Source organism: Streptomyces sp. NPDC096152 (genome assembly GCF_044763235.1).
In the GTDB taxonomy this organism is placed as follows: Bacteria; Actinomycetota; Actinomycetes; order Streptomycetales; family Streptomycetaceae; genus Streptomyces.
The window spans coordinates 905,222-916,918 of record NZ_JBIWFW010000002.1; the positions used below are offsets into that span (position 1 = coordinate 905,222).

Annotated in this window: 10 protein-coding genes and 3 pseudogenes; 6 read left to right on the plus strand and 7 right to left on the minus strand. The window is 66.5% G+C overall.

Annotation, left to right across the window (positions count from 1 at the left end):
* Window positions 1-39 precede the first annotated feature (39 nt).
* Window positions 40-138 carry a hypothetical protein gene (locus tag ACIQ9G_RS09740; protein ID WP_403607952.1) on the plus strand — a complete coding sequence of 33 codons (99 nt, stop codon included), beginning with the start codon at window positions 40-42 and terminating at the stop codon, window positions 136-138.
* Window positions 139-415: 277 nt separating this feature from the next.
* Window positions 416-1,513, plus strand: a complete 1,098-nt coding sequence (locus ACIQ9G_RS09745) for a methyltransferase domain-containing protein (RefSeq protein WP_403607953.1) — start codon at window positions 416-418, stop codon at window positions 1,511-1,513.
* 329 nt (window positions 1,514-1,842) lie between these two features.
* Here ACIQ9G_RS09745 and ACIQ9G_RS09750 read toward each other — a convergent pair.
* Window positions 1,843-2,397: pseudogene (locus ACIQ9G_RS09750) on the minus strand (transposase); the annotation flags it as partial.
* A 230-nt stretch (window positions 2,398-2,627) separates the two neighbouring features.
* On the opposite strand from ACIQ9G_RS09750, the gene ACIQ9G_RS09755 reads away from it, so the two are divergent.
* Complete coding sequence (locus ACIQ9G_RS09755) at window positions 2,628-2,975, plus strand: VOC family protein (protein WP_403607764.1); 348 nt, start codon at window positions 2,628-2,630, stop codon at window positions 2,973-2,975.
* A 53-nt stretch (window positions 2,976-3,028) separates the two neighbouring features.
* Here ACIQ9G_RS09755 and ACIQ9G_RS09760 read toward each other — a convergent pair.
* From ACIQ9G_RS09760 to ACIQ9G_RS09775, 4 genes and pseudogenes are all read right to left on the minus strand, one after another.
* Window positions 3,029-3,704, minus strand: a pseudogene (locus ACIQ9G_RS09760) (IS481 family transposase); the annotation flags it as partial.
* 221 nt (window positions 3,705-3,925) lie between these two features.
* On the minus strand, window positions 3,926-4,288 hold the full coding sequence (locus ACIQ9G_RS09765) for an STAS domain-containing protein (RefSeq protein WP_403607765.1): 363 nt from the start codon (window positions 4,286-4,288) through the stop codon (window positions 3,926-3,928).
* Window positions 4,285-5,556: a PP2C family protein-serine/threonine phosphatase gene (locus ACIQ9G_RS09770; RefSeq protein WP_403607954.1), complete on the minus strand. Its 1,272-nt coding sequence runs from the start codon at window positions 5,554-5,556 to the stop codon at window positions 4,285-4,287. The genes ACIQ9G_RS09765 and ACIQ9G_RS09770 overlap by 4 nt, the downstream gene beginning before the upstream one ends.
* Complete coding sequence (locus ACIQ9G_RS09775) at window positions 5,556-6,365, minus strand: alpha/beta fold hydrolase (RefSeq protein ID WP_403607956.1); 810 nt, start codon at window positions 6,363-6,365, stop codon at window positions 5,556-5,558. The genes ACIQ9G_RS09770 and ACIQ9G_RS09775 overlap by 1 nt, the downstream gene beginning before the upstream one ends.
* Before the next feature lie 1,017 nt (window positions 6,366-7,382).
* Between ACIQ9G_RS09775 and ACIQ9G_RS09780 the strand changes: the two genes are divergently transcribed.
* Window positions 7,383-8,060, plus strand: coding sequence for a hypothetical protein (locus tag ACIQ9G_RS09780; protein WP_403607766.1), 678 nt, complete (start codon window positions 7,383-7,385; stop codon window positions 8,058-8,060).
* Window positions 8,061-8,080: 20 nt separating this feature from the next.
* On the opposite strand, the pseudogene ACIQ9G_RS09785 reads toward ACIQ9G_RS09780, so the two are convergent.
* A pseudogene (locus tag ACIQ9G_RS09785) lies at window positions 8,081-8,566 on the minus strand (Ku protein); the annotation flags it as partial.
* Between the two features lie 111 nt (window positions 8,567-8,677).
* On the opposite strand from ACIQ9G_RS09785, the gene ACIQ9G_RS09790 reads away from it, so the two are divergent.
* Window positions 8,678-8,893: a hypothetical protein gene (locus ACIQ9G_RS09790; protein WP_403607768.1), complete on the plus strand. Its 216-nt coding sequence runs from the start codon at window positions 8,678-8,680 to the stop codon at window positions 8,891-8,893.
* Window positions 8,894-9,300: 407 nt separating this feature from the next.
* Here the strand turns inward: ACIQ9G_RS09790 and ACIQ9G_RS09795 are convergent, their stop codons facing one another.
* Complete coding sequence (locus ACIQ9G_RS09795; protein ID WP_403607957.1) at window positions 9,301-10,284, minus strand: BtrH N-terminal domain-containing protein; 984 nt, start codon at window positions 10,282-10,284, stop codon at window positions 9,301-9,303.
* A gap of 107 nt (window positions 10,285-10,391) precedes the next feature.
* On the opposite strand from ACIQ9G_RS09795, the gene ACIQ9G_RS09800 reads away from it, so the two are divergent.
* The gene (locus ACIQ9G_RS09800) at window positions 10,392-10,544 is read left to right on the plus strand and encodes an integrase core domain-containing protein (protein WP_403607770.1); all 153 of its coding nucleotides are present in this window, start codon (window positions 10,392-10,394) and stop codon (window positions 10,542-10,544) included.
* The last annotated feature ends 1,153 nt before the right edge of the window (window positions 10,545-11,697 follow it).

Below are 11,697 nucleotides of genomic sequence, written 5' to 3' on the forward strand. Positions count from 1 at the left end.
GCCCGTTCCTGGCTCAGCCGGGCTGCCGCCCGCATCGCGATATTCGGGTGGATCGAGAACTGGTACAACTTGCGGCGGCTGCACAGCAGTCTCGGATACCGCACACCCGCCGTCTACGAGGCCACCCTCGCGGCCTGACCACCACACCGGTGGTGTCCGTCAAAGCGGAACAAGCTCAGAGCGACATCGGGAGTCGTTCTGGGGCGGGCATCGTGATCAATGTCAGTGACTTTCGTTCGGGTGCTGCGGGGCCGCTTCGTCCGGTTCCAGGCTTGTCTGAACCAGACCATCGTTTTGGCTTGCAGGAGTTGCCTCGGGCCGCTGCTTCGCGTTCGGCTCTTGCTGCCGCGAGTGAACTCTTGACCCTCACGTGACGTCAGCCTGGATAGTCGGTGCCGTGGAGGATCACTGGACCGTGGGACGCGTGGCCGATCTGGCCGGCGTGAGCGTCCGCACGCTGCATCACTATGACGCGATCGGGCTCGTTCGACCCTCGGCGCGGACCGCGGCCGGGTACCGGGCCTATTCGGCGGGCGATGTGGAGCGGCTGCGGGAGGTGTTGGCCTACCGGCGGTTGGGCTTCGGGCTGCGGGAGGTTGCCGAACTGGTCGGTGACCCGTCCACCGACGCGGTCGTACATCTGCGCCGACTGCGCGGCCTGCTCCTGGAGCGGCGTGACCGCGCTGACGCCATGGTGTCGGCCATTGACAGGGAACTTGAGGCACGGGCGAAGGGACTGATGGTGACACCGGAGGAGCAACTGGAGATGCTCGGTGCACGGCTGTACGACGCGATCGGCGGCGCTTACCCCGCGACACGGCGTACCGAGCCGCGGATCGCCGCGCAGATCTGGGACGCGCTCGGCGACGCGCAGACGGTGCTGAACGTCGGGGCCGGCACCGGCTCTTACGAGCCTGCTGATCGCGATGTGACCGCGGTGGAGCCATCGGCGGTCATGCGGGGGCAGAGGCCTGCTGGCTCGGCGCCGTGCGTGGCCGCCGCCGCGGAGAGCTTGCCCTTTGAGGACCAGTCCTTCGACGTCGCGATGGCCGTCTCCACCGTTCACCACTGGGGAGACCCGATAGCGGGGCTGCGCGAGATGCGACGCGTAGCCCGCCGCGTGGTGGTGCTCACGTTCGACACCGACGAGCCCGGATGGCAGGACCGGTTCTGGCTTACCCGCGATTACCTGCCCGAGTTCGCCGCCCTCCTCGCGGAGTTTCCCTCGCTGGTTGGGATGGCCGATGCGATCGGCGCCCGCGCTGAGCCGGTGCCCATCCCGTGGGACTGTGCTGACGGCCTGTTCGAGGCGTACTGGCGTCGACCTCGGGCGTATCTGGAGGAGCACGTGCGCCGTGCGATGTCGGTGTGGACGAGGGTCGGGCCGGAGGCCGAGCAGCGGGCGGTGCGAAGCCTCAGCGACGACCTCGACTCCGGCCGGTGGGCCGAGCGCAACAGCGACCTCGCTGACCTCGACGCGGCAGATCTCGGCCTCCGCCTGCTCGTAGCTTGACCCGCTTCGCAGGTTCAGCGAGCAATAGTCAAGAGAGTTGTGTGGCTCGGATCGTTTCCTTGGCTGCGTCATGCTGGAGACGACGTGTCAGGTCAGTCGTTGAGTGGTTCGACGCGAATGGGATCAGATCCGCCCAGGTAGAGCATGTACCCTGCGTACTCCATGTCCACGTATTGTCGATCACTCTCCATGGCCATTCCAGCGTAATATAGCGATTTACCCCAACCACCCGAGCGGCGGAATGGCTCGCAGGAGACGATCACGTGGTCGCCGATCCGAGGAGCCATCTCTGATCACCTTTGATCCGATGGTGGATGTGGGAGGGGTGCTCATCCTCCGCGCTTACGCGGTCTGCTCTTGGCGCTCGACCAGGATCCCATTCGCCAGCGGGCCTGGGCGGACTTCGCGAGCTTGAACACCATCGCGAGGGCTGTGGCGGGGCTGCCGGCGCCGCGGGTGACCTTGGTGCGGAGCTTGACCGTGGAGAAGGTCGGCTCGCTCGGGTTCGTGGTCCGCGGGTGAACCCAGTGCTCGGCGGGGAAGTCGTAGAACGCCGGCGACTCCTCCCGGTCCTCGGTGATCTTCGCGACGGCCCTGGGGAACTTGGCGCCGTAGGTCTGCGCGAACGCTTCGATCGCCTTCTGGGCGTGTGCGCGGTCCTTTGCGTTGCAGATCTCCTGCATCGCCCTCGTCGCGCCCGGCTGTGCGGGCTTCGGGAGGGAGTTCGTGACGTTGCGGGCCTTGTGGACCCAGCACCGCTGATGCCAGGCGCCCGAGAAGACCTCGGCCAGCGCCTTCCACAGGCCCATCGCCCCGTCGCCGACGACCACCTCGGGATCGCGCATGCCGCGCCTGCCGCAGTCCCGCAGCAGGTCGGCCCACGACTCGGTCGACTCCTACAGCCCCTCGGCCAGCGCGGTCAGCTCCTTGGTGCCGTCCAGGCGCACCAGGACGCAGGAGAGTGCGCCTGTCCAAGCCGGACCTTGGTGCACACCGTCGGCCGCACCGACGTTTTACAGTCCCATCCCGGAGCGCTTCAATGTGCGTGCGGCGAGGCACGGGTAGTAGCCCTGGATAGTCCTGGATCCGTGTGTGCTCTCTTCAGGAGTCGTCGATGGCCGTTCGCCGTGTCATGCCCATCATCCAGTCAGAGGCTGCGAAGGAGAGCCGGGAGTTCTATGGCCTGCTGGGCTTTGAAGAAGTCATGAATCTCGGCTGGATCATGACGCTTGCCTCGCCGACCAGCCCGGCGGCCCAGGTCAGCGTTATGACCGGCGACAAAACCGCCCCGGTTACCCCCGACATGAGCGTCGAAGTCGACGACGTGGAGGCGGCTTACGCGATCGTGCTGGACAGCGGCGCGGAGATCGTTTACCCCTTGCAGGACGAGGAGTGGGGCGTACGGCGGTTCTTCGTCCGCGACCCCAACGGCCGTGTGGTCAACGTTCTGAGTCACCGCTGACGCTTCCGGCGCCACGAGGACGGTGCTGGCTCACAGCCACTCGGTCTGACATCGCAGGAGCCGTTGTCGGTCAGTACTCGTTCCACGGTGATCCGGCCTGGGTGAAGAACGCCTGGGCGCGGGTCCAGAAGGCGGTGGCGGTCTCCTTCTTCTCGTCGGTGAGGATCTCGCTGTAGGCCAGGCGGGAGTGGTCGTCGACGGCGGTGTGCAGGTAGCGGTAGCCGGCCGCAGAGCGCTCCTTGCGGCCGGCTTGCCGGCCGAGGACCTTGTGCCCACCACCACCGGGGATGTTGCCGAGCTTCTTGATGTCGACATGCACCAGTTCGCCGGGCCGGTCGCGCTCGTAGCGGCGTATGACGCGGCCGGTGGCCCGGTCCAGGTGGGCGAGGCGGGCCAGCCCGTAGCGGGCCAGGACGCGGTGCACGGTCGAGGGCACCAGCCGTAGCGGGTGCGCGAGGCGGCCGGTCCCCACCGGCGCAGGACGCGGACCTTGATGATCCGGCGCTCGATGCGGGTCGGGGTGCGGCGCGGGCTGGTGCGCGGACGGCTGGAGCGGTCGACCATGCCCGCCTCGCCGAGCCGGCGGTAACGGTCGGCCCACCGCTGGGCCGTGGTCGGCGACACCTGGAAGCGTTCAGCGGCGCGGCGCAGGCTCCAGTTGCCGTCCACGACACAGCGTGCCAGGCGCAGGCGGCCGGGCTCGGTCAGCGGTGCATTACGGTGTGGCACGAGGGCCTTTCTGTTGCTGGTGCTGATGTCGCAATCCACACCAGGCCAGAAGGCCCTCACCCATTTCAAGATCACATATCAGTGATCGCTGTCGCCAACCTCCGTGGACAGAACAGCTAGGCCGCGCCACTGCTTGAGCAGGCTGAATGATCCGCAAGCAGGCGCCGCGAAAAACGCGGTGACATGGGCCTCTCTCTTCCGTTCCGCCTCCGCCGCCCTCTTCAGGGTTGGGTCGCGGGTGGTGTCCAGGCTGCTTCGGCTGCTTGTGCCGTGGGGTGAGCGGGGAAGACTTGGTCCAGCCCGACGATGCTGAAGACGCGGATCAGGTGGCCGGGGACTGCAGCCAACGCGATGCCGGCCTGGACGGCGAGGGCGTGATTGCGAGCGGCGAGCAGGGCGGTGAGGCCGCTTGAGTCGCAGAAGGTGATGCCGGCCAGGTCGATGACCAGCTGCTGGCCTGCCTGCAGGGTCAGTGCGGGCAGGAGCTCGCGTACCTGGGAGCAGCTGTTGTAGTCGAGTTCTCCGGTCAGTTCCATGACCGGCCCGGCGGCAGTGGTTCGGGTGTGCACGGTGAGCTGAGTCACGGCTGCTCTTCACTGGTGGGTCGGGGCACGTTGATGGCGAGGACGGCGGTGTCGTCGTCGACGCCGGTACCGAAGGTGTCGAGCAGGGCACGGACCGCGGCGATGGCGTTGGACGCGGTGGTGGGCGCCAGGGCTTGGGCGAAGCCGAGGAGGGCTTCGTCTCCGTAGCGGCCGTCGGCGCTGTTCGAAGCCGTGTGGGCTTCGGTAAGGCCGTCGGTGTGAAGCAGTAGGGTGTCGCCGGCCTCGAGGCGGATGGCGGTGGTGGCGATGTGGGCCTCGGGCAGGACGCCGAGGAGCTGTCCGCCGGGGGTGGGAAGGAAGTCGGCGCTTCCGTCGGCGCGCAGGAGCAGCGCCGGGGGATGGCCGCCGCTGGCCAGGGTGATACGGAAGCCGCCTTGATCGGCGTCGGGAGTGAGCAGTCCGAAGATGACGGTGCAGAACCGCGGATCGTGCCCGTTGTATTCGTGATGGAGGACGGTGTTGAGGTTCCTCAGGACGGCGGCCGGGTCCGGGTTGTAGACGGCGGCGGCACGCAGGGTGTAACGGGCCAGGGAGGTGATAGCCGCGGCGGCGGCGCCCTTGCCGCATACGTCACCCAGGAACAGTCCCCACGTCCCGGCGGCGAGAGGGAAGAGGTCGTAGAAGTCGCCGCCGACTTTGTCGGTGGAGGCAATGTGGTAGTGCGCGGCCACGTCCAGTCCAGGCACGTTCACCAGGGTCGGGGGCAGCAGCGTTCGCTGCAGGGTGGCGTTCAGGCGCTTGAGTTCTTCGCGTTCGCGTTCTGCTTGCTTTTGGGTGCGCAGCAGTTCGGTCTCGTAGGCGCGACGGTCGCGGGCGTCGAAGACGGAGGTGCGGATCAGCAGCGGCTGCCCGTCGTTTCCGGTCTTGACCGTAGAGGTCACCAGCACGGGAAGACGACTGGCGTCGGCCGCCTCGAGTTCCAGGGCGATCCCGCTGATCTTGCCCTGCATGCGCAGCAGCGGGCCGAAGTGGGTCTCGTGGTAGAGCCGGCCCCCTGCGGTCAGCAGGTCGGAGAAGGTCTTGCGGCCTACCAGGTCGTCGTGGGTGTAACCGAGCCAGTCCAGAAGTGTCGTGTTGATCTTTGCGATCGTGCCGTCCAGCAGCGTGGAGAGGTAGCCGCACGGCGCGTGCTCGTACAGATCCTCGGCACTGTCCTCCAACTGCGCGCAGAACGCCGTGTGATCGTCACCGGATTGTTCCTCGGGTAGCAAGTGCTCGCCGTTCTCGCCGTCGCCCGACGTGCACATCATAGAGCGGTTTTGACGAAGTCGGTTATCGCGGCAGCCGTTTCCTCTGGTGCGGCGAGTTGGGGGCAGTGTCCGGTCGCGTTCAGGGTGACCAGTCGGCTGCCGGGAATCCGTGACTGCACGAACGCTCCGACTTCCGGGGGTGCTATCGCATCGCGGGAACACTGCGCGACCAAGGTGGGCACGCCCACTTTGGCGAGATCTTCGCGGTTGTCGGACAGGAACGTCACCCGTGCGAAGACGCGGGCGATGTCCGGATCGGTGCGGCAGAAGCTGTTGGTCAGCTCGTCACCCAGTTCCGGACGCTCGGGATTACCCATGATCATCGGGGCCATGGCCCCCGACCATCCCAGATAATTCGCATCCAGCGATTCCAAAAGATCATCGATGTCCTCGGCGCTGAACCCGCCGCGATAGCCGGCGGCCGGATCGTCGACGAAACACGGCGATGGAGCGAGCAGCACCAGACCGGCGAACGCCTCCGGCTCCTGTGCCGCGGCCAGAACGCCCATCATCGCGCTCACCGAGTGCCCCACAAACGTCACCGGGCCGAGGGCCAGCTCACGGCATATCTCCACCACATCCTCGCTATAGCCCTCCAGCGTGGAATAGCGCTCCTTGCTCCACGCCGACAGATCGGAGCGCCCCGCTCCCACGTGGTCGAACAGCACCACTGTGAAGTCGCGTCCCAGGAGCGGCACCACCATCCGCCACATGTTCTGGTCGCACCCAAACCCATGCGCAAGCATGACCACCGGCCCCCCGGAACGGCCGGACACCGTCACATGATTCTTGCGCCGTACAGTCATGCCCTCCATCCTCGCAGATCCCGTCGTTAACAGCTGCAACCGTGTCTGGCCGCACACTCTACGTCGCCGCGAGCGCAGCTGCCTCTCGCCTGACCCGCGCCCAAGGCCCGCGGCGATGGGGTCGGACTGGCAGGCGGAGCCGAAGACCGCCGTGCAAAGTCCAGGATCAGAATCGCATTGCATTTTCTGACCTGGATCGACGAGCAAGAAAAGTCGCTCGACACCCTGTGCCAGGAGGACATCGACCACTGGCTTATCTCCGGCCCCCGCCAGCGATACACCATTCGCTGCTTCCTGGACTGGGCAGTCCGCCGCCGCATCGTCGGCTCGATCACGGTTCCGGCACCCCGCGATGGACACGCCGTGCAATTCATCGATGAAGACCGGTACACCCAGCTGCTCAGGCGCTGCCTCAACGACGTCGACCTCCCGATCGACGTCCGGGTCGCCGGCGCCTTGGGCCTGCTGTTCGGCGTCACTGTCCAACGCGTTCTGCAACTGCAGCTAGAAGACCTCAACCGCGGGAATGACAGCACCGCTCTCAAGCTTGGGGATAAACCCGTCGTGCTCCCACCTCGCCTGGCTCAATTGGTGCTTGAGCTTGCCGAATCGCCTCGCGATCGATCGGCTGTGGGTCGGGCCATTGGCACCACTCAGTTCCTTTTCCCGGGCCGGGTACCTGGCGACCTGCCCATGCATCTGCCTTTGCGAACAAGCTCAACCGGCACGGCATCAGGGTCACGGCAGTCCGCAACACCGCTCGCATCACACTGGCTCTCGATCTCCCCGCTGCAGTCCTCGCTGACCTCTTCGACATGCACATCAACACTGCTGTCCGCTGGGTGCATCGGGCGAAGAGGGACTGGAGCAGCTACATCGCGGCGCGAGCCGAGGACCTCAACCCCAAATTGGCGATACGTCCGGTCCCGGCGCATTGGACAATCGTGCGGTGACTGATGAGAAGCGTTGCCTCACCCTTCGCGTTGTCGTTCCTGATCCCCCCAGAAGGGTGCAAACGTGGAGGTCCGGGCGTTGGTTGATGGTAAAGACATCCTGGCTGACGCATTTACAGCGGGTCCGGGCGTAGATCCCCAGTACCTCTTGGTACCGGACGGCCCTCTCGCTGCTGCGTCTGAACCGCACGAGGTGCTGCTGGCCGAGGCGTCATGCACCGAAGGCTGCTGCGGCGCTCTCTACGTGACCATCCAACGCGAGGGCGACTATGTGCTCTGGGACGAGTGGCGCAATCCCGACGAGGACGAGGTTGACCTGCCTGCCTTCCGCTTTGAGGCTCAGGAGTACCAGAGAGAAGTCGACCGAGCGACCGCGGACCGCAGTTGGGAATGGCCGGCGCGGACCGTTGCACGGCTGCTGGAGAAAGACCTCCGAGAACGCACCGACTGGCTCGCGGGGTGGGAGTGCGAACTCGGCGCCGTGTCCGCCTGGCCCTGGGAACCGGACCAGGTCAACGTCTTCCTCTTCCATCCAGGCCGCTCTGCTATCAGGGAAGACCGTCCATGGCTGCAGTTCCGGATGATCCTCGCCATCTCCAGTGACGACCCGGTAGGCCAAGCTGAACGGCTCGCTGAGCAACTCGTCGCAACTGACCCGCGCCAAGCCGCCGAGGTCTGCGGTGGCTCACCAGAGTTCGCCAGGCAACTCGGCTACTTGTGGCCGCAGCGTCGCAGAGCCTGAGCGTAGGGAATACCGCACGCCAGGAATAAGTGATCTCCGCCAGTACGGAGGATTCCCAGCCGCTCGCGGCCGTGCCATGCCCACTTGGCGACAGCGACCTTCGAGGCGCGGGCGAGGGCCTGGCGGAGGAGCTTGTACGGCTTGGCGGCGACCTGCCCGTCGGGGGAGAGGTAGTAGCCCTCGCTGAGCCGGATCGGGTCGATCGTCTCCAGCGGCACGAACGCGTCGATCTCGATGGCCTTCGCTGTCGGCAGGGGCAGGTTCGCCAGCTCGGCGTCGCTGATGGGGATGACCTGTGTCTTGGAGTACTCGTAGCCCTTGCCGATCTCCGACTGCTGTACCTCTCGGTCCTCCAGCTCGCACATCTTGCGGACGCGGACGCGGCCCATGTCGGCGAGGTGGTACTGGTGGAAACGGATCGAGTGGTCCTCGGTGGCGGACTGAACATGGATCGGCACGGTGACCAGGCCGAACGAGATAGCACCTGACCAGATGGTTCGGGGCATGACCAACCTCCGCAGCAGGCCCCGAGCACAGCCAGCCTACGAGCCACGCCACCCCGTGCATGCGTACAAGCCCCCGACCGGTGATCGGCTGTCGGTCTTCGGGTGCCGGGGGTGGCGGACAGAGACCAGTTCTACGTTGCCGCCCTGGCTGTGCACGCCTTGGGGGACGCCATGAAGATCGTGTGGTCGCTGTTTGCCCTGCTGCTGGGCTGCCTGAGCCTCGGTGGGCTGATGAGCGCGGCCAGACACAGGGACCCGCTCGATCTGCTGCTTGCCATCGGGCTCGGGTGGGCGGCTGTGGGGGTGTGGAGGAGCGCACGGCGTTGAACAGCAGAGTGCCCGTCCCAAGACGGTGGGGGCGGGCACTCAGCCACGCGGCGCCCGCAGGATGCGGCTCATGCTGTCCCGTCGGAGTCCTTCTCCATGGCGACCCGGTCGGCGTGGCCATGTCGACTTCGGTCGTCAGCTTCTGCAGCTTGCCGCTCCAGCTCATGCTGACCTCGTTCTCTCCGTCGCCGGTGGCGCCAGCGGCGCGGGCTGGCGCGGCGTTCACCGGTCAGGCCATCGCCCTGGGCCTACCTCATGCACGCGAGATACCGCAGGGATCTGGGCCGTCAACCCTCCGACATCACGCTTTGCAGGTCAGTAGGCACACCGACGGCCGTGCCGAAACCTCGCACGAGTGGCGCACGGCTGGATGACGGGAACCGGGGCGGCCGCCGCTGACCCAGTGCCTAAAGCAGGCTGAGTGCCTGCATCGCGTCGCGTTCGATGCGCGAGAGCTCGTGGAGGATGGAGCCGGCCTGCGTGAGGTTCTTCGCGTCGCCGGATTCGCCTGCTGCCGCGATGAGTGCGGCCACCTGTGTCCAGAGGGTGGCGGCCTCGGTATACAGGCTGTGGCCGGTGCGCAGGTGGCTGCTGCCGGTCAGCTGGGCGCACTCGGCAAGGAAGTCCCGGTAGAGATTGCGGAACAGAGCACCGCCGGTGCCGGCCCTCTCCATGAGGACGGCAGCCCGTGGCAGGTCCTCCCGCGGATTGTCGCTGCGCTGCAGCCACTTCGGCACTTGCTTGGCGGTCTTTTCGATCCCCCGGTGGCCCAGGTTCGCGATGGGCGGGTTCAAGAAGGCGTCGGCGCAGGTCTTGATCGCGGGGATGATCCGGTCCTGCGGTGTCCTCAGGCTACTGGGCACTTTGATGGTGAAGGAGCGGTGCTTGGCGGTCATGGGGCCGCGCTCGGCCCTGGCCCTGGCCAGGCTGGCGAGACTGGTGGTGACAGCTCCGCCCTGCGGGTCGGTGTCCACCAGGTAGGCGTCCTGTTCGTCGTAGCCGTACATGGCCACGACGTGGCCGCCGAAGTGCACCTTGGTGCTGAAGTAGTCCAGGTGGTAGCTGTCGAGCTGAAGGGCAACCGGCCGGCCGACGTCGATGGGTGTTGCTACGTTCTGCCACGCCCTGCGCGGGGAGGTGGTCTCCTCGACCAGCAGCTCGAGCCCGAGTGCGACGGCCAGGTTCCTGGTGAGCTCGAATGGCTTGACCCGACCTCCCAGGAAGGGAAAGCCCATGCCTTTGCTGTCCCAGTAGATGAAAGAGAGCCCGGAGCTGAGCCCGAACAACATGGGCTCAGACAAGTCGAGCCCCTCGTGCCGTAGCAGCACGCCCAGCGCCGTCGTCTCGCAGTGCTGCATACCGCGGGCCTCGATGTCTTTCACCATGGTCATGCCGCTCATTCTCCTCCCTCACCTGACGCCGACGCCTCAGATGGGCGTACCAAACCACCGCGGATCGCGGCTGCCAGTACACCAGCCGTGAATTCACCCCCCTGGCAATGGAGTTCGGCGTCAGGCTCTCGGCATGCCGCACAGGGCAGTGCTGGGACAACGCCCTGGCCGAGTCGTTCTTCGCCACCCGGAAGAACGAGCTGACCGACGCCCGTCCCTGGCCCAGCCGGGCCGCCGCCCGCACCGCGATATTCGGGTGAATCGAGAGCTGGTACAACTTGCGGCGGCTGCACGGCAGTCTCGGCTACCGCACACCCGCCGTCTACGAGGCCACCCTCGCGGCCTGACCACCACACCGCTGGTGTCCGTCAAAGCGGAACAAGCTCAACGATGAGTTCCAGCCCGGTCCCGGGTCTTCAGGCACATCCACCTTCCGCGCGCGAATTTGGAGGCACCTTGAAGCTCTTGCTTACGTCAGGCGGCGTCACGAACCCAAGCATCCATTCGGCGCTCGTGCAGCTTCTCGGCAAGCCGATCGCCGAGTGCCACGCCCTTTGCGTCCCGACAGCAACAGTGGGGTCACCCGATGTGCGGTCCGACATCGGTGCGGGGCTTCGTAGCCGCCGAGCCCGAGTGGCAGCATCTGTCCGGCCTGGGTTGGGCGTCGCTCGGTGTCCTCGAGCTCACCGTACTGCCCGCCATCCGCGCGGAGCGATGGGTCCCCTGGATCCGGGAGGTTCAGCGCATTCCGTCGGTGCCCCACCATCCCCGCGGGCGCGTGGAGCAGCGATACGGCCTGGACGCACGGCATCCGCTGTCGGGACCATCCCCGGTGCGGGGAGCAGCGGAATGAGACCAGGAGCAGTGTCAGCTCCCGGGGACCATCCCCGCGGGTGCGGGGAGCAGAACTGCGACCGTGGCCCCATCAACGAGCCGCCGGGACCACCCCCGCGGGTGCGGGGAGCAAACTGCGTGGCCTGCAGATTTATGGCGCAGGTGCCGTGGTTTTCATGAGTTTCAAGGAGTCCGGCAAAAGTTCCTTATCGGGCCTTCGGGTTCTGGCTGTCGGTCCGCAGCCGACCAGGCGCAGCGCCAGTGGCAGGTTGCCGCAGAAGCGGACGATGTCCATTGCCGCCTTCATCTCGGCGCGGGTCCGCCGCCGCGCCAACCGATGAGGTCGGCGTGCTGGGCGACGTCGAGTTCGTCCCAGCCCTCAAGGCCCGGCGCATATAAGGAAGACGGCGGAGCAGGCGTACGCCGACCACGAGCCGTTGCACGTGGTCGTACCCCTCCACCGACGGTCATGTCGTGCAGGGAGAAGGCAGACCGCAGCACGTGGCTACCGTGGCCACCGCTGCAAGTACGTCACCGATTGGGTCACCGACAAGACCCGCTGGGGCTCGAACATCGATG